The 24933-nt window shown below is 41.2% G+C and carries 23 protein-coding genes and 1 pseudogene; 22 read left to right on the top strand and 2 right to left on the bottom strand.

The annotated features are described in order from the left end of the window. Positions 1-10 precede the first annotated feature (10 nt). The 6 genes from A3GY_RS0100405 (at position 11) to A3GY_RS10195 (ending at position 3419) form a co-directional block, all read left to right on the top strand. A complete protein-coding gene (locus A3GY_RS0100405) occupies positions 11-850 on the top strand; it encodes a DegV family protein (RefSeq protein ID WP_018029412.1) in 840 nt (279 codons plus the stop codon). Beyond that, on the top strand, positions 843-1679 hold the full coding sequence (locus tag A3GY_RS0100410) for an SGNH/GDSL hydrolase family protein (RefSeq protein WP_018029413.1): 837 nt from the start codon (positions 843-845) through the stop codon (positions 1677-1679). Before A3GY_RS0100405 ends, A3GY_RS0100410 begins: the two co-directional genes overlap by 8 nt. Continuing rightward, complete coding sequence (locus A3GY_RS0100415) at positions 1651-2256, top strand: YpmS family protein (RefSeq protein ID WP_018029414.1); 606 nt, start codon at positions 1651-1653, stop codon at positions 2254-2256. Before A3GY_RS0100410 ends, A3GY_RS0100415 begins: the two co-directional genes overlap by 29 nt. A 90-nt stretch (positions 2257-2346) precedes the next feature. Then, on the top strand, positions 2347-2622 hold the full coding sequence (locus tag A3GY_RS0100420; protein WP_018029415.1) for an HU family DNA-binding protein: 276 nt from the start codon (positions 2347-2349) through the stop codon (positions 2620-2622). Positions 2623-2769: 147 nt separating this feature from the next. After that, the gene (locus tag A3GY_RS0100425; RefSeq protein ID WP_018029416.1) at positions 2770-3246 is read left to right on the top strand and encodes a Fur family transcriptional regulator; all 477 of its coding nucleotides are present in this window, start codon (positions 2770-2772) and stop codon (positions 3244-3246) included. Positions 3247-3266: 20 nt separating this feature from the next. Continuing rightward, entirely contained in the window at positions 3267-3419 is a 153-nt protein-coding gene (locus A3GY_RS10195) for a hypothetical protein (RefSeq protein ID WP_018029417.1), read from the top strand. A 30-nt stretch (positions 3420-3449) separates the two neighbouring features. Here A3GY_RS10195 and A3GY_RS0100435 read toward each other — a convergent pair whose 3' ends face one another. After that, positions 3450-4385, bottom strand: coding sequence for a dihydroorotate oxidase (locus A3GY_RS0100435; protein ID WP_018029418.1), 936 nt, complete (start codon positions 4383-4385; stop codon positions 3450-3452). Between the two features lie 187 nt (positions 4386-4572). On the opposite strand from A3GY_RS0100435, the gene A3GY_RS0100440 reads away from it, so the two are divergent. The 16 genes and pseudogenes from A3GY_RS0100440 (at position 4573) to A3GY_RS0100510 (ending at position 23933) form a co-directional block, all read left to right on the top strand. Continuing rightward, on the top strand, positions 4573-5265 hold the full coding sequence (locus A3GY_RS0100440) for a phosphoglycerate mutase (RefSeq protein ID WP_018029419.1): 693 nt from the start codon (positions 4573-4575) through the stop codon (positions 5263-5265). Positions 5266-5382: 117 nt separating this feature from the next. Continuing rightward, the gene (gene pbp2b, locus A3GY_RS0100445; protein ID WP_018029420.1) at positions 5383-7461 is read left to right on the top strand and encodes a penicillin-binding protein PBP2B; all 2079 of its coding nucleotides are present in this window, start codon (positions 5383-5385) and stop codon (positions 7459-7461) included. Positions 7462-7470: 9 nt separating this feature from the next. After that, on the top strand, positions 7471-8067 hold the full coding sequence (recR, locus tag A3GY_RS0100450) for a recombination mediator RecR (protein ID WP_018029421.1): 597 nt from the start codon (positions 7471-7473) through the stop codon (positions 8065-8067). A 52-nt stretch (positions 8068-8119) separates the two neighbouring features. After that, the gene (locus A3GY_RS0100455) at positions 8120-9166 is read left to right on the top strand and encodes a D-alanine--D-alanine ligase (protein WP_018029422.1); all 1047 of its coding nucleotides are present in this window, start codon (positions 8120-8122) and stop codon (positions 9164-9166) included. A 52-nt stretch (positions 9167-9218) separates the two neighbouring features. Further along, positions 9219-10589 carry a UDP-N-acetylmuramoyl-tripeptide--D-alanyl-D-alanine ligase gene (locus A3GY_RS0100460; protein WP_018029423.1) on the top strand — a complete coding sequence of 457 codons (1371 nt, stop codon included), beginning with the start codon at positions 9219-9221 and terminating at the stop codon, positions 10587-10589. A gap of 45 nt (positions 10590-10634) precedes the next feature. Continuing rightward, positions 10635-11306 carry a YwaF family protein gene (locus A3GY_RS0100465; protein WP_018029424.1) on the top strand — a complete coding sequence of 224 codons (672 nt, stop codon included), beginning with the start codon at positions 10635-10637 and terminating at the stop codon, positions 11304-11306. Positions 11307-11435: 129 nt separating this feature from the next. Continuing rightward, positions 11436-12980: a peptide chain release factor 3 gene (locus tag A3GY_RS0100470; protein WP_018029425.1), complete on the top strand. Its 1545-nt coding sequence runs from the start codon at positions 11436-11438 to the stop codon at positions 12978-12980. Between the two features lie 61 nt (positions 12981-13041). Beyond that, positions 13042-13422 carry a PH domain-containing protein gene (locus A3GY_RS0100475; RefSeq protein ID WP_018029426.1) on the top strand — a complete coding sequence of 127 codons (381 nt, stop codon included), beginning with the start codon at positions 13042-13044 and terminating at the stop codon, positions 13420-13422. 163 nt (positions 13423-13585) lie between these two features. Then, positions 13586-17501, top strand: a pseudogene (locus A3GY_RS09530) (GbpC/Spa domain-containing protein). Positions 17502-17687: 186 nt separating this feature from the next. Continuing rightward, complete coding sequence (gene cshA, locus A3GY_RS0100485; protein WP_018029427.1) at positions 17688-19238, top strand: degradosome RNA helicase CshA; 1551 nt, start codon at positions 17688-17690, stop codon at positions 19236-19238. Between the two features lie 260 nt (positions 19239-19498). Then, the gene (locus A3GY_RS0100490) at positions 19499-20362 is read left to right on the top strand and encodes a helix-turn-helix domain-containing protein (protein WP_018029428.1); all 864 of its coding nucleotides are present in this window, start codon (positions 19499-19501) and stop codon (positions 20360-20362) included. Between the two features lie 77 nt (positions 20363-20439). Next, positions 20440-20505, top strand: coding sequence for a tryglysin family RiPP peptide (wgkA, locus tag A3GY_RS10510; protein WP_428835785.1), 66 nt, complete (start codon positions 20440-20442; stop codon positions 20503-20505). A gap of 56 nt (positions 20506-20561) precedes the next feature. Next, a complete protein-coding gene (wgkB, locus tag A3GY_RS0100495; protein ID WP_018029429.1) occupies positions 20562-21680 on the top strand; it encodes a radical SAM/SPASM peptide maturase WgkB in 1119 nt (372 codons plus the stop codon). Beyond that, on the top strand, positions 21677-21997 hold the full coding sequence (wgkC, locus tag A3GY_RS0100500) for a PqqD family peptide maturation chaperone WgkC (protein ID WP_018029430.1): 321 nt from the start codon (positions 21677-21679) through the stop codon (positions 21995-21997). Before wgkB ends, wgkC begins: the two co-directional genes overlap by 4 nt. Beyond that, a complete protein-coding gene (gene wgkD, locus A3GY_RS0100505) occupies positions 21997-23259 on the top strand; it encodes a tryglysin-associated MATE efflux transporter WgkD (RefSeq protein ID WP_018029431.1) in 1263 nt (420 codons plus the stop codon). The genes wgkC and wgkD overlap by 1 nt, the downstream gene beginning before the upstream one ends. A 107-nt stretch (positions 23260-23366) precedes the next feature. After that, positions 23367-23933: a hypothetical protein gene (locus A3GY_RS0100510; protein WP_018029432.1), complete on the top strand. Its 567-nt coding sequence runs from the start codon at positions 23367-23369 to the stop codon at positions 23931-23933. Positions 23934-23982: 49 nt separating this feature from the next. Here the strand turns inward: A3GY_RS0100510 and A3GY_RS0100515 are convergent, their stop codons facing one another. After that, positions 23983-24930, bottom strand: a complete 948-nt coding sequence (locus A3GY_RS0100515) for an AEC family transporter (protein WP_026161849.1) — start codon at positions 24928-24930, stop codon at positions 23983-23985. Between the last annotated feature and the right edge of the window lie 3 nt (positions 24931-24933).

Raw genomic sequence — 24933 nt, forward strand, 5'->3', positions numbered from 1 at the left:
AGGATTGAAAATGAGTAAGATCAAAATTGTAACAGATTCTTCTGTCACTATTGAGCCTGAATTGGTTGAATCCCTCGGTATAACCGTTGTTCCTCTAACCGTCATGGTTGATGGTGTCGTGTATTCTGATAATGATTTGAAAGAAAAAGGGAAATTCCTCTCTTTAATGACATCCAGTAAGGCGCTTCCTAAAACCAGTCAGCCTCCGGTAGGCTTGTTTGCGGAAACGTATGAGACCTTGACCAAAGAAGGGGCTGATCAGATTGTCGCTATTCATATCACCCACTCACTTTCTGGAACTGCTGAGGCTTCTCGGCAAGGGGCTAATATCGCCGGGGCTGATGTGACCGTGATTGATTCCACTTTTACGGATCAGGCGATGAAATTTCAGGTGGTTGAAGCAGCCAAAGTGGCTCAGGCAGGAGGTAGCTTGGAAGCGGTACTCGCCAAGATTGAAGAAGTGAAAGACAAGACAGAGCTCTTTATTGGTGTTTCAACCTTGGAAAATCTGGTTAAAGGGGGACGAATTGGCCGAGTAACTGGTCTTTTAAGTTCTCTACTGAACATCAAGGTGGTGATGGAATTAAAGGATCATGTCCTTAATCCTATTGCCAAGGGGCGCGGTACGAAGACCTTTTCAAAGTGGTTGGATGGCTTTACCGACAGACTGAAAAATCGTCAGGTTGCTGAGATTGGTATTTCTTATGCTGGACAGTCACAGCTGGCTGACAGTATTAAGGAGCGGCTGCAACCTTATGTTAATCAGGACATCGCCGTCTTAGAGACCGGTTCAATTATTCAGACCCATACGGGAGAGGGTGCTTTTGCTGTGATGGTGCGCTATGAGTAAAAGACTTCCAAAAGAGCTTGCTTTTTTTCTAGCAAGCCTTCTTAGTTTCAGTCTGATCTTTTATTTTCTCTTGCCGCAGGCCCAGCATCCCCACACTCAAAGTCGTCTCAAGGCTCAAAAAATAAGTCGGCTGTCCTATCTTGCCTTGGGGGATTCGTTGACACAAGGCGTCGGGGATGCAACAGATCAGGGAGGCTTTGTGCCCTTGCTGGCTCAAAAATTACAGGCGGCCTATTCTTATCAGGTTGATACCCGTAATTTCGGCGTATCAGGGAATACCTCCAGCCAAATTTTAAAAAGAATGACAAGCAATAAGCAGCTGTCATCTTCGTTAAAGCAAGCTGATTTAATGACCTTGACAGTTGGAGGCAATGATGTCATGGCTGTCATTCGTAAAAATTTATCAGACTTAAAGGTCTCAAGTTTTACCCAGCCTGCTCGCGCCTACCAAAAACGCCTTGGTCAGATTATTGAATTAGCACGTCAGGACAATCCCGACCTGCCTATCTATGTGGTCGGTATCTATAATCCATTTTACCTTAACTTTCCCGAGCTGACCGCTATGCAGGATATTGTTGACAATTGGAATCAATCAACAGAAGCAGTCTGTCAGAAATATGACAAGGTCTACTTTGTCCCTATCAATGATTTGCTTTATAAAGGGGTTGATGGACAGCAGGCTATTAACACATCTGATGACGACAGCCAAGTCATCAATGATGCTTTGTTTGACGGAGATCATTTCCATCCCAATAACACAGGCTATCAGATCATCTCAACTGCAGTAATGGAGAAAATTAGTGAAACACAAAAAAACTGGAAAAATTAACTGGTGGAAATGGCTCTTCCTCTTTCTGCTTGCACTTAATCTATCGCTAGTCGGCGTACTTGCCAGCCGTCTTTTGACAACGGGGGCCGACTCGCAACAGACAAGTCAAACGGAGACCAAAAGCAGCATTCAGGTTGGCAGCTTTTCAACGACCAGAGAGCAGCTGACGCAGACCATAAATTCCTATTTAAAAAGCTATCAGAGCAAGGGGACGACGTTTCAGGTTGCTATTGATTCGGAGAATATTATTTTTCAAGGAACGTATAGCCTGCTAGGTTATGAAATTCCCCTGTACGTTTATTTTGAGCCTTACAGTCTCTCAACCGGTGCTGTCCAGCTCAAAGTTACATCTGTTTCGGCGGGAAATCTGGCTTTGCCAGAATCAGATATTCTGCGCTATATCAAATCCAGCTACGACTTGCCAAGTTTTGTTCAGGTCTTGCCGGATAAGTCAGCTATCAATGTCAATCTTCAGAACTTGAACCAAGAAACAGACTTTTCGCTTAAGGCAAGACAGATTGATTTGCTCAATGATCAATTTATTTTTGATATTTTTAAGAAAAATACCGTAAAATAGCACTAATCACTTGACCTATCTAACTTTTTTAGATATGATAGTCTTTGTTAAAGCTATTAAAGCTTATAAAATTATTGGAGGATTTGTTAAATGGCTAACAAACAAGATTTAATCGCTAAAGTAGCAGAAGCTACTGAATTGACTAAGAAAGACTCAGCAGCAGCAGTAGACGCTGTTTTCGCAGCAGTTTCTGAATACCTTTCAAAAGGTGAAAAAGTTCAGCTTATCGGTTTTGGTAACTTCGAAGTTCGCGAACGTGCAGCTCGTAAAGGCCGCAACCCACAAACTGGTGAAGAAATCAAAATCAAAGCATCTAAAGTTCCAGCATTCAAAGCTGGTAAAGCTCTTAAAGACGCTGTTAAATAATAGCACTCTAAAAAGCCCGTCATATCAAGGTTTATGCCTTGTATGATGGGCTTTTTGTGTCTCAGAGGGATAAAAGAGACTGAAAACTTTTGTTTATGGCGCAAAAAGTGTATAATGGGGTAAGAAATTAACCTAGGAGGAGGAAATATGGAACTGCATTCTCACTTAAATGGCCATGATCAGGATGCTTTTAATCATGTCATCACACATTTAAAAGAAAAACATGTCCGCATTACGGAAACGCGTAAGGCGGTTATCTCCTATATGATTGAAGCCAAGCATCATCCAAGTGCTGAGCAGATTTACCGTGACCTCCTGCCTGCCTACCCTAGCATGAGTTTGGCTACGGTCTACAATAATTTAAAAGTCCTGATTGATGAAGGGTTTGTGGTCGAGTTAAAGTTGAGTAATGACAATACGACCTACTTTGATTTTATGGGTCACCACCATTTACATGTTATCTGTGAATCGTGCGGAAAAATTATTGATTTTGTAGATGGGGATATTCCCACGATTAAAAAAGAGGCTCAGGAGCAAACGGGTTTTGAAATCACGCGGGCACAGCTTCTGATTTATGGACTTTGTCCGGAATGTCAGGAAAAAGCTCTGCGTAAAGCACAGTAAGGTCTGGTTGGAAGAATAGCATGCTGAAATTATTTATTCTTATTTTATTGATTTTTTCGATTATCAAACTAATCGGTATTTTCTTCTTTAGTAAAAGCCTAAAGCCAACAGAAGAACAGTTGGCTGCTCACCGAGAAAAAGAGGCGAAAGCCAAAGAAAAGCAAGAATCCTAGTTCGTTATGAACTAGGATTTTGACATTTATTTAAGAGAGGTATTGGAGTTTTCCGCGAAAGTCTTCTAGGGATTGGTAGCCTTTTTCAGACATGATGTCCTGCAATTCTTTAGTAATTCGGGTGAAAGCCTCAGGGCCTTCCTGATGAAGGATGGTTCCAATTTGTACCATGCTGGCTCCGCAGAGGATATGTTCAAAAGCATCCCGCCCTGTTCTAACACCTCCCGTACCGATGATGGCAATGGTAGGGTTGAGGCGCTTGTAGAAGGCATGGACATTGGCCAAGGCTGTCGGTTTGACATAGTCGCCGCCAATTCCGCCGAAGCCATCTTTAGGCTTGATGACGACGGTTTCGTCTGAGATTACTAGACCATTTCCGATGGAATTAATGCAGTTGACGAAGGTCAGCGGGTATTTGTTAAAGATAGCCGCAGCCTGATCAAAGTGAACGATATCAAAGTAAGGCGGTAGTTTAACCCCTAGTGGTTTTTTATAGTAAGAAAAAACTTCTGCCAGCAGCTGATCGGTTGTTTCAAAATCATAGGCAATCTGAGGTTTGCCAGGGACATTCGGACAGGAGAGGTTAAGCTCTACGAGTCCCTTGTAAGCACTGTCCTGTACCTTTTTGAGAATGGTATGGGTGTCTTCTGGTGACATACCAACTAGAGAGAGAAAGTGATTTTTGCTGTTGGGAGTATCCTGCAGCTGGGTGACATAGTCTAAGTAATAGTCAATCCCTAAATTTGGCAGGCCCATAGAGTTGATAGAGCCCAAGTCGGTGTCAACATAGCGAGGTTCAGGATTACCTTGCCGAGCCTCTAAAGTGGCGGTTTTTGTAACGAAAGAACCAGCTGCTGACGTGTCAATAGCTTCCAGCTCTTCCTTGCTGAAACAGTAGACGCCGGCGGCGTTCATTAGACAATTGTCAAAATGGAAAGAACCGATACGAGTGGATGTTGAAACCATAATTACCTCCGATAAGTTATTTTTTCTATTGTAGCATTTGAAGGACATTGTCACAAGCTGAAACGGTGTATTTTATAAGAAAAGCTTTTCTTTGAAAAGTTGGGAAATACGGTAGATTTTTTTATCATATTTTTGTAAAATAAAACAGTAAACCATTTGACTTTGTCAAAATAAAAGGAGAATTGTAATGGTAAAATTAGTTTTCGCTCGCCACGGTGAGTCAGAATGGAACAAAGCTAACCTTTTCACTGGCTGGGCTGATGTGGATCTTTCTGAAAAAGGTACTCAGCAGGCTATTGACGCTGGTAAGTTAATTAAAGAAGCTGGTATTGAATTCGATGTTGCGTTTACATCTGTTTTAAAACGTGCTATCAAGACAACCAACTTAGCTTTGGAATATTCTGACCAGCTTTGGGTACCGGTTGAAAAGTCTTGGCGTCTGAATGAACGTCATTACGGCGGTCTGACTGGTAAAGATAAGGCTGAAGCAGCAGCGCAGTTTGGTGACGAACAAGTTCATATTTGGCGTCGTTCTTACGATGTGCTTCCTCCAGATATGGCAGAAGACGATGAATACTCTGCACATACTGACCGTCGTTATGCGCACCTTGACAATTCTGTTATTCCAAATGCAGAAAACTTAAAAGTAACCTTGGAACGTGCCTTGCCATTCTGGGAAGATAAGATTGGACCTGCACTTGTTGACGGGAAAAATGTTTTTGTTGGTGCTCACGGTAATTCTATCCGTGCACTTGTCAAACACATTAAAGGTTTGTCTGATGATGAAATCATGGGTGTTGAAATTCCAAACTTCCCACCATTGGTATTTGAATTTGATGAGCATTTGAATGTCACTAAAGAATATTATCTTGGTGAATAAGAAAATAGGCCTTGGGCCTATTTTCTTTTTGTGAACATATTTTGACAAAAATGTCATGGGATTTGATGTGATTTATGATAAAATAAGAGGCATAGTCCATGATAAATAGGAGGAAAAATGTTTAAGAAAAAGGAAAAAGCCACAAAGAAGCCTTCTCGCACCTTTGTCCTCATTTCAAATCGAATTAACCTCTTATTTTTTATCATTGTAGCGCTTTTTACAGTTCTCTTACTGAGGCTGGCCCAAATGCAGCTGGTTGATGAGAAGTTTTATCAGGCCAAATTGAAAGAGACGACGACCTACACGATTAAGACCTCAAGTCCTAGGGGGCAGATTTATGACAGCAAGGGAGTTGCCTTGGTGGAAAATGAGGTTAAGGAGGTCGCTGCTTTTACCCGTGACAATTCTATGTCAGGAGATGACATTCGAAAGTTAGCCATTAAACTGTCGTCCATGCTGACCTTGACGGAAACCGATGTGACGACACGGGAAAAGAAAGATTACTATTTAGCAAACCCCAAGAACTACCAAAAGATTGTTGATGCGCTTCCCGACAAAAAAAAATATGACCATTTTGGCAATAACCTAGCTGAGTCAGACATTTATGCCAATGCTGTTAAGGCTGTTCCTAAGTCGGCGATTGCTTATTCTGAGGATGAGCTTAAAATTGTAGCTCTTTTCAGTCAAATGAATGCCACATCGACCTTTAATACCGTTTCTCTGACGACAGGTGATTTAACCGCTGAACAGATTGCCGTTATCGCAACCAATAAAGAAGACTTGCCGGGGATTACGGTTAAGTCTGATTGGGAACGTCAGGATATGAATACTTCGCTGTCTTCTATTATCGGCCGTGTGTCCAGCCAAAAAACAGGTCTGCCGGCAGAAGAAGCCGATACCTATGTCAAAAAAGGCTATTCTCTGAATGACCGTGTCGGCACCAGCTACTTAGAAAAACAGTACGAAGAATACCTTCAGGGAAGTCGGACTGTCCAAAAAATAACGGTTAACAAGAAGGGGAAGGTCATCAAGGATAAGGTCACTTCTGAAGGTACCAAAGGCAAAAATATCAAGCTGACGGTAGACTTAGAGTACCAAAAAGGGGTTGAAGATATCCTCAATAAGTATTTTAAGTCCGAATTAGAGAAGGGCAATACAAAATATTCAGAAGGTGTCTATGCTGTTGCGCTTAAGCCGGATACAGGAGCTGTGCTTGCCATGGCAGGCGTCAGTCATGATCTAGATTCGGGGGATCTATCATCGGATGCTTTGGGAACAATGACACAGGTCTTTACCCCGGGGTCCGTTGTAAAGGGGGCTACCTTGACTTCTGGCTGGGCCAATGGTGTGATTAGCGGCAATCAGGTGTTAAATGACCAGCCGATCCAATTTGCCGGTTCCAGTCCGATTAATTCTTGGTTTACCAGCGGTTCTCTCCCGATTTCGGCCACCCAGGCCTTGGAATATTCTTCCAACACTTACATGGTACAAATTGCTCTGAAATTAATGGGGCAGGAGTATCAAAGCGGCATGGTATTGTCAACGGACAATTACAAACCAGCTATGGAAAAATTACGGGCAACTTATGCCCAGTATGGTCTCGGTGTCAGTACGGGTCTGGACTTGCCAGGAGAATCCGAAGGTTACGTGCCGAGTTCTTTTGAACCGGGAAATGTCATTACTGAATCCTTTGGGCAGTTTGATAACTATACAACCATGCAGTTAGCCCAGTATGTGGCCACCATTGCCAATAACGGTAAACGGGTGGCTCCGCATCTTGTGGAAGGTATTTATGATAACAACCAAGACGGCGGCCTTGGAAATCTCTTTAAGACGATTGATACGAAGGTTCTGAATGACGTGACCATACCAGCAGGTGATATGGATCTGATTAAGGAAGGTTTTTATAACGTTGCCAATGGTTCAGGAACGTATACGACCGGACGGACCTTGGCCAATGGCTCCTCCGTTACTATTTCTGGAAAAACTGGTACTGCCGAAACATCTGTCAAGGGAGATGACGGGAAGTCGGTTGACACCTCTAACTTGAATGTCGTGGCCTATGCGCCTAGCGACAACCCTAAAATTGCTGTTGCGGTTGTTCTGCCCCATGAGACCCAATTACGCGGTTCGATTACACAAGATATTACCAGAGAGATTATCAATCTCTACCACAAATTATATCCCATGAACTAAAGGAGAAAAATGCTCTATCCAACCCCTATTGCCAAGTTAATTGATAGTTTTTCAAAACTGCCTGGAATTGGAATTAAAACAGCGACCCGCCTGGCCTTTTACACCATTGGCATGAGCGATGAAGATGTCAATGATTTTGCTAAAAATCTGCTGGCAGCCAAGCGAGAGCTGACTTATTGTTCTGTCTGCGGCAATCTGACCGATGATGATCCTTGCAGCATTTGCACAGATGACAGCCGAGATCAGTCTGCCATTTTAGTTGTAGAAGAAAGTAAGGATGTTTCGGCTATGGAGAAGATTCAGGAATATCATGGCCTCTATCATGTTTTGGGAGGTCTGATTTCGCCGATGAATGGCATTGGCCCCGACGATATCAACCTTAAAACCTTAATCACCCGTCTTATGGACAGTCCGGTTGAAGAGGTGATTATCGCCACCAATGCAACGGCAGATGGTGAGGCGACAGCCATGTATATTTCAAGAGTGTTAAAGCCTGCCGGTATTAAAGTGACGCGTTTGGCCAGAGGTTTGGCAGTGGGTTCTGATATTGAATACGCTGACGAGGTTACCCTGCTGCGGGCTATTGAAAATAGGACAGAGCTGTAAAAATAGACATTTACAGGCTTGCAATAACGTTTAAAAATAGAAAAGGTAGAAGATGTCAAAAGAAAGTTTAATTTTGCTTTATGGCGGTCGCTCCGCAGAAAGAGAAGTTTCAGTCCTGTCTGCAGAAAGCCTTATGCGGGCAGTTAATTATGATCGGTTTTCAGTAAAAACCTATTTTATTACACAGTCAGGTGACTTTATTAAAACACAGGTCTTTCATGAGAAGCCGGCAGAGCATGAACGGTTGATGACCAACGATACGGTCGTTGCCAGCCAAAAGATTAAACCCAGTGATATTTATGAGGAAGGTGCCGTTGTTTTTCCGGTCCTGCATGGTCCCATGGGAGAGGACGGATCTGTTCAAGGGTTTTTAGAAGTTCTAAAGATGCCTTATGTCGGTACCAATATCCTGTCTTCCAGTGTCGCTATGGACAAGATAACCACTAAGCGTGTCCTTGAAAGTGCAGGCATTCCTCAGGTTGCTTATGTCGCTCTTGTTGAGGGGGAAGATATTGAGGCAAAGATTGAGGAGGTCAACAAGAGCTTGAGCTATCCTGTCTTTGTCAAACCAGCCAATATGGGTTCCAGCGTAGGGATTTCAAAAGCAGACAATCAGGAGGACTTGCGTTCAGCGATTACCTTAGCCTTTACATACGACAGCCGCATTTTGATTGAGCAAGGTGTGGATGCGCGTGAGATTGAGGTTGGTATTTTGGGGAATTCAGATGTTAAGACGACCTTGCCAGGGGAAGTGGTCAAAGATGTGGCCTTCTATGACTATGACGCTAAATACATTGACAATAAGATTAGCATGGCTATTCCCGCTGAGATTGATCCTCTTATCATGGAACGAATGCGTGATGATGCAGTAACAGCCTTTCGGGCACTGGGAGGCTGCGGGCTTTCTCGCTGTGATTTTTTCCTGACTGCTAATGGGGATTTCTACCTCAATGAACTCAATACTATGCCAGGCTTTACGCAATGGTCAATGTACCCGCTTCTCTGGGAAAATATGGGACTGTCATATGCGGATCTGATCGAGGAGCTGGTCAGCTTAGCCAAGGAAGTCTTTGCCAAACGGGAAAGTCATTTAATTTAAGTTATGTTATAATAAAAAGAACAGATTTGTTCTTTTTATTTTGGAGAAAATGATGAAATTAAGCTTACATGAAATTGCTCAGGTTCTGGATGTGAAAAACGATGTCACATTGTTTGATGATTTGAAACTGAATCACATTGAATTTGACAGCCGAAAGATTGGTCAAGGAGATCTTTTTTTACCTTTGAAAGGCGCCAGAGATGGCCATGACTTTATCGAAAGAGCTTTTGAAAATGGTGCTGCTGCAACTTTGACCGAGAAGGCGATTGAAGGTCATCCTTACCTCCTGGTAGATGACTGCCTGAAAGCCTTTCAGGACTTGGCCCATTATTATTTGGAGAAACGCCGGGTTGATGTGATTGCTGTGACAGGCTCTAATGGTAAAACGACGACTAAGGATATGATTGCTGAGGTTCTCAGCACGACCTATAAGACCTATAAAACCCAAGGCAATTATAATAATGAAATCGGTCTGCCCTACACGGCCTTACACATGCCTGATGATACCGAAAAAATCGTTCTTGAGATGGGGCAGGACCATCTGGGGGATATCAGTCTTCTATCCCGTATTGCTCAGCCTAAAATTGCCCTTGTGACCCTGATTGGGGAAGCCCATTTGGAATTCTTTGGCAGCCGTGAGAAGATTGCTGAAGGTAAAATGCAGATTACAGACGGCATGGATAGTGACGGGATTTTAATTGTTCCAGCAGATAAGATTATTGACTCTTTTTTACCGGATAATCAGAAGGTTATCCGTTTTGGGCCGGATGAAGATATCTTTGTCAGTCAGCTGACGGAACATAAGGAATCACTGGATTTCACAACCAACTTTTTAGATCAGCCGCTGCACCTACCTGTGACGGGGAAATATAACGCCACTAATGCGATGCTGGCAGCTTATGTTGGGCAGCTTTTGACAGTTCCTCAGGACAAAATCAGACAGGCCTTGGCCAATCTGGAGCTTACCCGTAATCGGACTGAATGGAAGAAAGCATCCAATGGTGCTGATATTCTGTCTGATGTCTATAATGCCAACCCAACAGCGATGCGTTTAATTCTAGAAACCTTTTCAAGTATTCCAGCCAATCCGGGTGGCAGAAAAATCGCTGTTCTTGCTGATATGAAAGAATTGGGGCAAGACTCGCTGAGGCTGCATAGTGAAATGATTACCAGCCTATCACCAGATGCTTTAGATACGGTCATTTTTTACGGTCAGGATATTGAAGGGTTAGCCCAACTGGCTGGTCAATTATTCCCGCTCGGAAAGGTTTATTTCTTCCGAAAAACAGCTGAAGAAGATCAGTTTGATGACTTCGTCAAGTGTGTCCGAGACATGATCCGAAAAGAGGATCAGATTCTTCTTAAGGGGTCTAATTCCATGAATTTGGCAGAACTTGTTGCCATTTTAGAAAAAGAAAAGTAGTTCGTGACAATCCGTGGTTGTCACATCATTTATTAGGAAAATACGATGTCTGATTTTTTTACAACTGTTCAAACGCAGCCACCAGCAATCTCCCTCCCTGTCTATCTCTTCTTATTAGCAGGTCTCTTGTTCTTGGGGTATTTGTCCGTTAGGTATTATAACCACCCGACCTATGTTGCCTTTTTTAAGTGGGTTCAGATCCTGCAACTTGTCTTCCTGTACAGTTGGTATATGGCCAAAGGCATTCCCTTTTCCAACAGTTTGCCGCTCTATCACTGTCGTTTAGCGATGCTGGCCTTGCTTTTTCTGCCAGATGATACTCGACTAAAACAGTATTTTGCCCTAATGGGACTGAGCGGCGCTGTGTTTGCCATTGGCTATCCTGTTATGGATGCTTACGACTTTCCTCATATCACAGCGGTGTCTTTTATCATCGGTCACTACGCCTTGCTGGTCAATTCTCTAGTGTATCTTCTCGGTCAATACCAGATGCATCTCCTGCAGAAACGTCAAATTATCAGCTACACTCTGGTTTTAAATTTCTTCTTAGTTTTGGTGAATCAGATAACAGGCGGCAATTACGGTATTTTACGGCACCCACCCTTTATAACAGATGACTATCTATCGTTAAACTATTTGGTTGTTTCGGTTGTTTTAATCGCCATGCTGTTACTCTTAAATCACCTTTTTGTCATCAAATATCAGAAAGAGGTCTAGCCTCTTTTTTCATCAAAAAGAAAAGAAGAGTGTTTGAAAAGCCTCTAAAATTAGGCTATAATAGTAAGGCTGTGACCTCTATTTATTGAGGTTAATTTCATCAGGAGAAACAAATCAGAAGGAAATAAGATGAATCTACAAGAAGAAATTAAGAAACGCCGGACTTTTGCCATTATCTCTCACCCGGATGCTGGTAAAACAACGATTACGGAACAGCTCCTTTATTTTGGTGGTGAAATCCGAGAAGCCGGAACGGTCAAGGGTAAAAAAACAGGAACGTTTGCTAAATCCGACTGGATGGATATTGAGAAGCAGCGTGGGATTTCAGTGACCTCTTCCGTTATGCAGTTTGATTATGCTGGGAAACGTGTCAATATCCTTGATACACCCGGACATGAGGACTTCTCTGAAGATACTTATCGTACCTTGATGGCGGTAGATGCAGCTGTTATGGTCATTGATTCAGCCAAGGGGATTGAAGCCCAAACCAAAAAACTTTTTGAAGTTGTCAAACATCGCGGCATCCCAGTCTTTACTTTCATCAATAAACTGGACCGAGATGGCCGAGAGCCGCTTGATCTTCTGGAAGAATTAGAAGAAGTGCTTGGGATTGCATCTTATCCTATGAACTGGCCGATTGGTATGGGAAAATCCTTCGAAGGTTTATATGATCTGCATAATAAGCGTCTTGAGCTTTATAAGGGGGATGAACGCTTTGCCTCTTTTGAGGAAGGCGGACAATTATTCTCCAGCAATCCTTTCTATGAACAAGTGCTGGAAGATGTTGAGTTGCTGCAAGAAGCTGGCAATCCATTTTCTGAAGAGGCCATTCTAAAGGGAGAGCTGACACCAGTCTTCTTTGGCTCAGCTCTGACCAATTTTGGAGTGCAGACGTTTTTGGACTCCTTCTTAACGTACGCCCCGGAACCGCACGGGCATCGAACCAGAGACGAAAGTTTGATTGATCCGATGTCTCCAGATTTTTCAGGTTTTGTTTTTAAAATTCAGGCAAATATGGATCCTCGGCACCGTGACCGTATTGCATTTGTCCGCATTGTATCAGGCGCATTTGATAAAGGGATGGCTGTCAATTTGGCTCGGACAGGAAAAGCTGTCAAATTATCTAATGTCACTCAGTTTATGGCGGAAAGTCGTGAAAATGTCACCACTGCCGTTGCCGGCGATATTATTGGTGTCTATGATACTGGGACTTATCAGGTCGGTGATACTTTGACTGTTGGCAAAAATAAGTTTGAATTTGAGCCTCTGCCGACTTTTACCCCTGAACTTTTTATGAAGGTATCTGCTAAGAATGTCATGAAGCAAAAATCTTTCCACAAAGGAATAGAGCAGCTGGTTCAGGAGGGAGCTATTCAGCTTTATACCAATTACCAAACGGGTGAGTATATGCTGGGAGCTGTCGGTCAGCTTCAGTTTGAAGTGTTCAAGCATCGTATGGAAGGGGAGTACAATGCTGAGGTCGTCATGACACCAATGGGTAAGAAAACCGTCCGTTGGATTAAACCTGACGATCTGGATGAGCGAATGTCTTCAAGTCGCAATATCTTGGCTAAGGATCGTTTTGATCAGCCTGTCTTTCTTTTTGAAAATGATTTTGCACTGCGTTGGTTTGCAGATAAATACCCAGATGTCGCCTTAGAAGAGAAAATGTAGAAAAACTCAATCTTGCTTCACTCAAGTTATCTAGTCAATAAAAATAAGGAGGTACCCTATTATGGGCTTGTTTTCAGGTTTGTTAGGTAATGCATCGCAAAAGGATGTTGAAAAAGTTGAACGGCAGTTAGAGGCTATTTTAATTCCAGATGAAAGAGTTGAACTAGCCTTTAGTTTAGTAAGAGACCTAATTGTTTTCACGGAATATCGGCTAATCTTAGTTGATAAACAGGGGATGACAGGTAAGAAAACCTCGTACAAATCTCTGCCTTACGGTTCTATTTCACGTTTTACCGTTGAAACATCTGGACATTTCGACTTAGATGCAGAATTGAAGATTTGGATTTCATCCGCACTAGAGCCTACTGAGACCTTACAGTTTAAGAGCGATCACTCGGTTGTTGAGATCCAACAGGCCTTGGCCGCTGCCGTTTTAAAATAGCCTAATAAGCAAGAATGCATTCTTGCTTTTTTCATGGAGAAACTTGCTGATCTAGGTGTTTTTCTTTGACTATTCAAAGGAAGAATGATAGTATAACATTGGTGTAATGAAACTGAAAAAAGTTAATTACGAACAATAATTTTTGTGTAACGTTGGAGAACAAATGGAAAAGAAAGAAACATTTGGCTTTCGCAAGAGCAGGGTTAGTAAAACCCTTTGCGGAGCCATCTTAGGAACGGCTGCCTTTGTTGCTGTTTCAGGCAATAAGGTGCTGGCTGAAGAAACCATTACAAGCAGTCCTGTGGATACAGCTGTTGTCAATAGTGAGACGGGGAATCCAGCCACTAATCTGCCAGAAAAACAGGAAGATCCAACCACTGAAGCTACCAACAGTCAAAATCAAGCGGGTCAGGCACAAGGTTCTATGCCAATTGATGTCTCAACCAGTGAGCTGGATCAAGCCGTTGAAGAGGCTAAAGCAGCTGGCATTACAGTTGTTGAGGATGAGACTGTTGACAAAGGAACGGTAACCACCGCTGAGGAAGCTGCTCAAAAAGAGGCAGAAATCAAAGATGATTATGCCAGTCAGGCAGAAGCCATTAAAGAAACAACGGATCAGTACAAAGCTGATGTAGCAGCTAACCAAGCAGAGACGGACCGTATCACTGCTGAAAATGCGGCTAAAAAGGCTCAGTATGAGCAAGATCGGAAAGCATACTTGGAAGAGGTTGACCGTATTACTGCTGAAAACGCAGCTAAAAAAGCTGATTATGAGGCAAAACTGGCTCAATATCAAGCTGATTTAGCGGCTATTCAGCAGGCCAATAGTTGATGCCCAGGCTGCTTATCAAGCTGCTCTGGCAGCTTATCAGACTGAATTAGCCCGTGTTCAGGCAGCTAATGCCGCCGCCAAGGCAGCCTATGAGGCAGCAGTGGCAGCCAACAATGCTAAAAATGCAGAGATTGCCGCAGAAAACGAAGCAATTAAGCAGCGCAATGCCGCTGCCAAGGCTGATTATGAGGCAAAGCTGGCCCAATATCAAGCCGATTTAGCACAATATCAGGCTGATTTAGCCGCTTATCCAGCCAAATTGAAAGCCTATCAAGATGAACAGGCAGCCATTGCGGCAGCTCTTGCTGAGCTTGAAAAGCATAAAAATGAAGATGGCTACCTTAGTGAACCGTCTGCTCAGAATTTAGTTTATAAACTTGAGCCTAATGCGACTCTAGATGTCGAAACAACTGGTGATTTTATCTCAGCTAATGCTGTGGATTTAGCCATGCAGAAAACGTCATGGTATAAAAATAAATACCTTTATCTCCACCTCGTGGATGTAGATGATCTTGAAGGAAGCAGTGCGATTTCAAGTTCAGCTGAAATCTTTGGTACGATTGGTAAGTATGCAGGCTGGTCTAGTAATGCCAATAGTTCGAATTCCTCTTCAAGTTGGGCCTCTGTTTTGCTTGATCGCGGTGAAACGGCGACTGCCACTTATACTAATCTTGAAAATTCTTACTACAATGGTAAGAAAATCTCAAAGGTGGTGTATAAATACAGCATTGACCCAAGTTCTGATTATCGTAATGATAAGGTTTGGTTGGCTATGTATACCGACCCAACGGTAGGAGCATTTGCTTCCTCTTATGACGGTGCTTATGAAGATTCTTCTATTTTTATCAAAACAGAATTTACTTTCTACGATGAAGATGGAAATCCTATCGAATTTGAAGATGCTCTGATGTCAGTAGCATCCCTAAATCGTGATTCTAGTAAGATTGAGTTGGTTAAGGATTATACCGGTGAATTCGTTAAAATTTCAGGGTCATCAGTCGGTGAAAGCAATGGTATGATTTACGCCACTGAATCTGAAAACTTAAGAAAAGGTGAAGGTGGCGCCAGATTCAGTAGTTATAACTACCAGGGTGAAATCGGCTGGGATACTGCAGATGCTGTTAATTCATGGTATGGTGCAGGGGCGCTTAAGCTAACAGGTCCAACAAATACGATTACGGTTGGTGCCTCATCATCCGGTCGAATTTTGGGTGGAGCAACGACAACCCAATCACCAAGCATCTGGTTCTCGATCAATGCCAATATCCGTGCAACAAATGTTCCCGTAGTGACATTAGAGGAACCTGTTGCTCCGACCCCTCCGACAGAGCCGACCCCTCCGACTTACGAAGTGGAACAGCCTTTAGAACCGGCACCGGTTGAGCCGACCTACGAGGTCGAACCAACACCACCAACGCCTCCGACAGAACAGCCAGAGCCTGTTGCACCAACGCCTCCGACTTATGAGGAAGAGCCAACCCCGCCAACAGAACCAAATTCTGATCCCCTGCCAGATCCTGTACCGGTACCAACCCTTCATTTCCGTTACTTCAGACTAGCTGTTCAGCCGCAAGTGAATAAGGAAATTAAAAATAGCGAGGATAACAATATTGACAGGACCTTGGTGGCGAAGCAGTCCACTGTTAAATTCCAATTAAAGACGGATCCTTTGCCAGCAGGCCGTGACGAAACCCTTTCATTTGTTTTGGTTGATCCGCTTCCGCAAGGCTATCAGATTGCTCTCGAAGCAACGAAAACGGCCAGTCCAGGATTTGATGTCAGCTTTGATGAAGCCACTAATACGGTGACCTTCACAGCGACAGCTGAAACCTTGGCCCTCTACAATACGGATTTAACACAGCCAATCATCACCATCTATCCAACTATTATTGGACAGGTGCTTAATGATGGTGCAACCTATACCAACAATTTCACCTTAACCGTCAATGATGCTTATGGAATCAAATCAAATATTGTTCGGGTTACCACACCGGGTAAACCAGATGACCCTGACAATCCTGATAACAACTACATTACACCGCATAAGGTTAATAAAAATGAAGCTGGTGTGGTGATTGATGGGAAGTCAGTTCTAGCAGGAAGCACCAACTTCTATGAGCTGACCTGGGATTTAAACCAGTATAAAGGCAATCTGTCAGGACCAGAAGCTATCCAAAGAGGTTTCTTCTATATTGATGATTATCCAGAAGAAGCGGTAACCCTGCGTCCCGAGCTGATTAAAATCATTGATGCGAACGGAGATGAGGTTACAGGACTATCCGTAGCTGATTATGCCAGTCTGGATGTAGCACCAGATGCCGTAAAAGAAGTATTGGCTAAGGCCAACATCACGCCTAAAGGTGCTTTCCAGATGTTCACAGCCGATGATCCCGAAAGTTTCCATGCGACTTATGTCCTAAATGGCCTTAATATCACCATTATTAACCCAATGACGGTGAAAGCAGAAATGGGTCAGACAGGTGGAAGCTACGAAAACAAGGCCTATCAGATTGACTTCGGTAATGGTTATGAAAGCAATGTTGTTGTCAATAACGTGCCGAAGATTACGCCTGAGAAAGATGTGACCATTACTATGGATCCAGCTGATATGACCGACTATGATGGTCAGACGATTGCATTGAATCAAGTCTTTAACTATCGCTTGATTGGTGGCATTATTCCTGCGGACCATTCAGAAGAACTCTTTGACTATAGTTTCAGTGATGACTATGATCAGACGGGTGATCAGTATACAGGCCAATACAAAGCTTTTGCGACGGTTCCCATTACGCTTAAAGACGGTTCCCTTATCGAAGCTGATACCGACTTATCACAGTATACAGAAGCTGAGATTGATGACGTTAATGGTTTCATTGTGATTAGATTTAAGGAAGACTTCTTGCGTTCTGTTTCAGTAGACTCTGCTTTCCAAGCAGAAGTCTACCTACAGATGAGACGTATCGCCGTAGGTACCTTTGAAAACACCTACCTCAATACTGTCAATGGTGTGACGTATAGCTCTAATACTGTTAGAACACGAACACCAGAGGATCCAACTCCAGATACGCCGGAGCTTCCTAAGTCACAAGACCCTTCCGTTCCTCTTAAACTGACCCCTAAGAAGCTAGCTTACCAAGCTGTCTTGCCTCAGACGGGTTCGGCTGATCATAACTACCTACCATTACTTGGTTTGGTTAGTTTAGCGGCAGCTTTCAGTTTATTCAGCTTGAAACGGAAAGACTATTGAGATAAAAAACGAAAAACTTAGTTTTTCGTTTTTTAGTGATGTGAAAAGTGAATCCAGATAATGAATACGTTTTATTAAATAGTTTTAGCTATCTTTATCATAGGCAAAGTGCTATAATGATTAGGTTGCACAAAACTACACGCTTTATAAGACAGCTTCGCACTGTCTTTTTAGAAAGAGAAACATTTGAAATTTACAGAATTACAATTATCCGAAGATATTCTTCGTGCCGTTGAAAAAATAGGTTTTACAGAACCTTCTCCTATTCAGGGGTTAACCATTCCACTTGCCCTTGAAGGCAGGGACGTGATTGGTCAGGCCCAGACAGGAACTGGAAAAACAGCCGCCTTTGGCTTACCAACGCTAAATAAGATTGATACAGATCGCAATCTTGTACAGGCCTTAGTCATTGCACCGACGCGGGAACTGGCTGTCCAAAGTCAGGAAGAACTCTTCCGTTTTGGTCGTGAAAAAGGGGTTAAGGTCCGTTCCGTTTACGGTGGGTCGAGTATTGAAAAGCAAATTAAAGCCTTGAAATCAGGAGCGCATATCGTTGTTGGAACACCAGGCCGTCTGCTTGATCTCATCAAACGCAGAGCTTTGAAGCTAAATCATGTTGAAACCTTGATTTTAGATGAAGCAGATGAAATGCTGAACATGGGCTTCCTTGAAGACATTGAAGCCATCATTTCCAGTGTTCCGCAAGAACGTCAGACCTTACTCTTTTCAGCAACCATGCCAGAAGCGATTAAACGCATCGGTGTTAACTTTATGAAAGAGCCTGAACACGTTAAGATTGCTGCTAAAGAATTGACAACGGAATTGATTGATCAGTACTATATCCGTGTTAAGGAAAATGAAAAGTTTGATACCATGACTCGCTTGATGGATGTGGATCAGCCCGAACTGTCAATTGTATTTGGACGGACCAAACGCCGTGTTGACGAAATCACACGCGGTCTGAAGCTTCGTGGTTACAGAGCAGAAGGGATTCATGGTGATTTGGATCAAGGAAAACGTCTTCGGGTTCTCCGCGACTTCAAAAATGACAATCTCGATATTCTAGTGGCCACGGATGTTGCTGCCCGCGGTCTTGATATTTCGGGTGTGACCCATGTTTATAACTACGACATTCCTCAAGACCCAGAGAGCTATGTTCACCGGATTGGTCGAACAGGACGTGCTGGCAAGAGCGGTCAGTCGATTACCTTCGTCTCTCCAAACGAAATGGGTTATCTGGCAATTATCGAAAAGCTAACTAAAAAACGCATGACAGGAATGAAGCCTGCAACTGCTCAAGAGGCTTTCAATGCGGCGAAAAAGGTAGCTCTTCAAAAAATTGAAAGAGACTTTGCAGATGAAAAAATTCGTGCCAATTTTGAAAAATTCAAAGGCGATGCGCTGAAACTGGCAGCAGCCTTTTCTCCGGAAGAATTAGCGCAGTATATTTTGACGCTGACTGTCCAAGACCCTGAGATGATGCCAGCCGTTGAGATTGCCCGTGAAAAACCATTGCCGTTCAAACCATCCGGCGGCGGTTTCAAAGCCAAAGGCGGCAACAAACGCGGCCGTAATGATCGTCGTGGCAGCAGAGACCGTGATCGCAGAGAAGGTGGCTTTAAGCGGACATCAAATAAAAACCGCAGAGATTTTGAAAATAAATCTAATAAGCGCCCGCATCGGACATCAAGTGAAAAGAAAAATGGCTTTGTCATTCGGAATAAGGGTGACAAATAAAAGAAAACTCCTTAGACTCTGAACTGCACCCCAAAAGTTAGATAGAAAAAATCTAACTTTTGGGGTGTTATTTTTATGAAATTATATGCATTCTGGAGACTAACCAACAACAATAATAATAATTCCTTTAAGAAATAGGAATAATAAAAGTAGTTTTTGCTTTTTCATGTGAAATACCTCACTTTTATTTTTTTCCTATTTTATGCTAAAATGTTACAAAACAAAAAATATTCCCATATATGCGTAATGGAGGAAGTGAGATGAAAAATTTTGGAGAAATTTTTAAAACCTTTCGAGAATCAAGGGGATTACGATTAAAAGATGTCGCAAAAGCTGGTATATCAACGTCTCAGCTTTCACGTTTCGAAAAAGGAGAGACGGATTTAACCATTTCAAAATTTATGGCTATTTTAGATGAGATTAATATGCCTATTGATGAATTTATGTATACGGTTCATGATTTTCATCGTGATGAATTAAATGAACTCTTATCAAAGGTTCGCCATTTTGTATCTAATCATGATATTGAGGGATTGAAAAGATTACTCTATTCCCAAATGGAGTCAGATCCTAAGCAGGAGAAATTTCATAAACTTAATATCGTTTTATTAAAAATTCGTTTACAAGATTTATCAGGAGAATCTTATTATTCTAGTGATGATTTATCTTATCTAACCGATTATCTTTTTAGTGTTGAATATTGGGGATACTATGAATTATTGATTTATTCAAATACTTTAGATGTCCTAAAACATGATGTTTTCATGGTTTTGGCTAGAGAGATGTCTAGACGTTCTGATTTCTACAGAGAAATTCCAAATAATAGACGATTGATTTCATCAATGTTATTAAACGGATATATTACATGTGTTGAAAGAGGAAAATTTATTGATGCTTTGTATTTTAAAAAGCAATTAAACCAATGTTTTTTCACTGAAACTGAAATTTATGAGCGGTTGGTGTTTCAGTATGCACAACATCTATATCGATACAAAAAAGAGTCGGATTGTAAAGCAATTATTGAAATGAGAAAATGTATTGCAGCTATGAAATTAGTAGGAAGTAATCACTTAGCACAGACTTATGAAAGACATTTAGAAAAAGTTTTAGGAGAGAATAGCTAGTCAGCAGATATGGGAAAACTTTCGATACTTATTTCAAAAAGATATAATTGAGTTATCAAATTAAGGAGGAAAGACCTATGTCACCTAAAAAAGAGTTTAATGCTCCTAAGACAACTAAAGTTAATAGTTGGGGTAAGCATTAAGAAAGTACCTATAGGTCAACATTTGTTGACCTATAGGTTTTTAGGAGGAAAAATAAATGAGAGATTATTCGCCATATCCATTATTAGTAGATGTTTGTGTAACCAATCGCTGTAACTTAAATTGTTCCTATTGTTCTGCAGAAGCTGGTCCTTTTGCAAGTAAAAAAGGAGAAATGAGTGTAGAAAAGTTAGATTCTGTTTTTAGAGAGCTTGATTTGATGGGAGTTCCTAGAGTAGGTGTGACTGGTGGAGAACCATTTATGCGTGAGGACATTCTTGACATCTTGAAAGCTTTTGATCAATATAGGTTTGCTAAGGTTTTGAATACGAATGGAAACTTAATCACAGACTCTATTGCTAGAGAATTATCAAAACTGAATTTAGACAGAATTTGTGTAACGATAGATGGTAGTAAATCTAGTGTACACGATAGTCAACGAGGAAAAGGAAGTTTTAAGAAAGCTATTGAAGGAATAAAAAATTTACAGCGATATAACTTACCTGTTTCAACACTATTTACTCTAGGAAAACATAATGTTGATGATTTAATAAATACTATAAGATTGAATGATATGCTTGGTATAGAGTATATGTCAGTAATGGTCATTTGTCCGACCGGTAGGGCTAATGATGGTAGTATTTTGGCGGATAAAAAACACTGGTATCCAGTTTTTCTTTCTCTAACTGAGCAGCTTTCTAGAGGTGAGTTTAAGGTTAAGTTTAAAATTGTTCCACCAAATGAAAGTGATGTTTTTTGGACGCATTATTTTCCGCTTGCATTTTATAATAGATTGGATTTACTAGAAAGTGTTTGGCATCAAAAAGTAGATGTAAATTTTGATAAGCCAAGGGAGATATCATGTCAAGCCGGTGTCAGAGCATGTTCAATCAATCATAAGGGGGATGTATATGGGTGTGATTTGATGAACGGGATAGATGAGTTAGTCGCTGGAAATGTTAAAGAACAAAAGTTTAGTGAAATTTGGCACAATTCGGTTATATTTAATAAACTAAGATCAATTACATTTGATGATATTTCTGGCAAATGTGCGGAATGTCCCTTACCATGGTGCGGTGGTGGATGCCGATGCAGTGCTCTGGAATTGGATGGAACATTATTGGGGTCTGATTTAGCTTGCTTTTATGAACAACAAAGGGATATGGAAGTCGTATGAAAGAACATTTCGTGATAAAAGGTAAGAGAGATTTCATTGTAAATAAAGTAGCAGATGAGTATATCGGATACGATAGGCTTGATTTAGAGTACTATTCGTTTGATGAAATAGGAGCAGAAATACTTTATTGCATTTCCAAAAATTTTTCTTTGGATAAGATTGTAGAACTGTTAAAGCAAGACTACGAAGTATCTGAGGATGAGTGTAAGCAGGCAATCATATCTTTCTTAGAAGAAACACCAATTTTACATATTATTTATGCAAATTTAGTTAAGTCTGATATATACTTACAGTTAAAACCTTTTAGGGAGAAATAATGATAGATTCAAAAGAAATGAATAGATTTGCAGTGCCGCTAGTTTTGACTAACATTGGTCAAATTATTATTGGACAGCTGGCTTTACATTTTGCTGTGAATAACTCATCAATAGTTTTATCGGGAATCTCTATTATTCAGAATATGCTATTTGCTTTTGGTGGCCTTTTAGGAGCCTTTAGCCTATCTTTTAATATTAAAAGTTCTAAGGCTTATTCTAATCGACAGTACAGTAAATTTAACGATTTGTTGAAATCAAATTTAATCATAAATTTGATTATTGGAACAGCATTTGCTTTTTTTGTAATTTTTTACGGAGAAACAATGCTGAGTAGACTTTATGGATTTAGAGGTAGTTTATTAGCATTAGCAACAAATTATTTAGTTATTATGTCCCCCTATATAATTTTGACACTATTAAACTTTTCCCTTACTAATCTATTGAGAGTTCAAAAGGAAACAAGGCCAATTATGTGGATTGGATTGGCAAGCTCACTATTAGATGTATTATTGAATTATATATTGGTACCACTATTCGGAATTAGAGGAGCAGCTATATCAACGATTGTATCTTTGTGTTTTGTTACTTGTAGCTATTTATTCATGGTTTATCCAATGATTTGGAAGTCTATATTTGTGAAATCTACAACGAAATTAGAGTTAGTAAAATCTGGTATTCCATTAGCTGGTCAAGAGGTTCTAGAAAGTGTGCTATTTATTATAGTGTTTGATGCATTTATGGCAAGACTAGGTTTGGAGATACTTGCGATTTATGCTGTTATTAGTCAGCTACTTTCAATCATTCGTGTCCCTTCTTTTGTATATTCGACAACAGTTTCCGTTTATTTGCCTGAAGCAGAGAAAATGGGACATGTCAAAGAATTTTTGAAAACTATATTTAAAAATTCATATGCTGCTAGTATGTTACTTGCTTGTCCTGTTGTTTTATTATCAAATATTCTATCTCACTTTCTTTCTGATGAAATAACAACAAATGTTGTACCTATTGCTTTGTATACATTTTTGGCTATGGGGATATCTCCTATTTACGAAAGTTCTAAAATGTTACTACAAAGCTTTGGAAATGAAAAATTTGTTTTGCATGTATCTATTTTAATAAATCTTGCTAGTGTTATGATTCTAACCATATTACAATTATTAAAAGTTCAAACCTATTTATCGTTATACTTTATATATGGGTTGAATCTATTTGTTTTGTCTTTGATATTTTTACGACATGCTTCTTCAGAAAAATTTATATAAAAAAGATTTAGTCTTAAATTACGGCTAAATCTTTTTTGTGATAACTTTTCCAGGTCAATCTTGTTATGATGGTGCTATCTTACGAAAAAAAGGAGATAGCATTATCTATGTTAAATAAAATGAAAGCGAGGCTTTTGATTGGTTTAGGAGGTCTAGTGGTGTCTAGTTTCATTGTAATGATGGGCTATACCATTGGTTCTCAGTCTGTGACTAATCACACGCATAAACAAATCCAGTCTGAAGCTCATAACCTATTGACCAAAGAGAAAGAAAAGGAAAAGGCAAGTGTTCTCTCTGATGAACTGGTCAAGGAATTTCTAACGCAATATTACACCAAGGAAAAGCTGGCGGCGGAATTCTCACCAGAAGAGTTAGCGCAATATATTTTGGCCTTGACCGTTCAAGATCCTGATATGATGCCAGCTGTTGAGATTGCCCGTGAAAAACCTTTGCCGTTCAAGCCATCAGGAGGCGGCTTCAAAGGCAAGAGCGGCAACAAACGCGGCCGTAATGATCGTCGTGGCGGCAGAGACCGTGATCGCAGAGAAGGCGGCTTTAAGCGGACCTCTAATAAAAACCGCAGAGATTTTGAAAATAAATCCAATAAACGCCCGCATCGTACCTCAAGCGAGAAGAAAAACGGCTTCGTTATTCGCAATAAAGGTGATAAATAAAAGAAAACTCACTTAGGTTATTTCCTAAGTGAGTTTTGTGATAATGCTATCATCCTAATAGGGTCACGACAATCGGAACGACAATGATAAAGAGGATAGTACTCAAAGTGACGACGTTTGTGGAAAATTCGACATCTCCATCTCCTTGATCGGCTAGAATTGGTAAGACGGCTAAGGCTGGGGCTGCCGATTGTACTACAAAGGTCTTAAATTCTGTAGTCTCCATGCCAGCGGCAGCAAATTTTAACAGAAGATACATGGTGGCAGGTGCCACAATGAAACGTCCCACCAGTGTGACAATAGTATCAATATCAAAGCGAATGGTATTCAAGCCAGCTTTTGCTAAGACAATTCCGATATAGAGAAGTGACAAAGGCGTCACCAGATTTCCAATGTAAGTTAGCGTGTTTGTCGCAAAATCAGGCACGGGAAGGCGCAGGACTAGAAAGACCAAAGCAACGAGAAAACCAACAAGGGGAGCAGGGAAGAGTTTCTTCCAGCTAAACTTAGCAGCTTCCTTACTTTGCCCTGATTTGCTGTCCGTCGTCATCAAGTAAACACCCAAAGTCCATGTTGAGACCGTATTGGTGATGTAATAGATGAGGAAATAAGGCAGCGCCTTATCACCGAAAAGAGCAATATTTAGAGGCAGGCCAATGAAAATGGTATTGGCATTGACAAAGGTATTAATCATTGTCCCACGACGCCCTGGGCGAACCTTGAAGATTTTGACAGCCGCAAAGGCTAAGACATAGCCTAGAATAAAAGCACCGAAGGTATAAATCAGACCACCAGACAGGCTAATCAATTTGTCTAAAGTCAGGTATTTCATGACAGATACAAAGATGGAAACAGGCATTGCGACATTCATGATTAGCTTAGATAAATTGCCGCCAAAACTATCGTCAAACCAACCACGCACCTGTAAGAAATAGCCCAAAATGATAATGACAATGATGGGAAGAATGCTCTCAATTGACGTTAAAAATATCATAATCTC

Source organism: Streptococcus ferus DSM 20646 (genome assembly GCF_000372425.1).
In the GTDB taxonomy this organism is placed as follows: Bacteria; Bacillota; Bacilli; order Lactobacillales; family Streptococcaceae; genus Streptococcus; species Streptococcus ferus.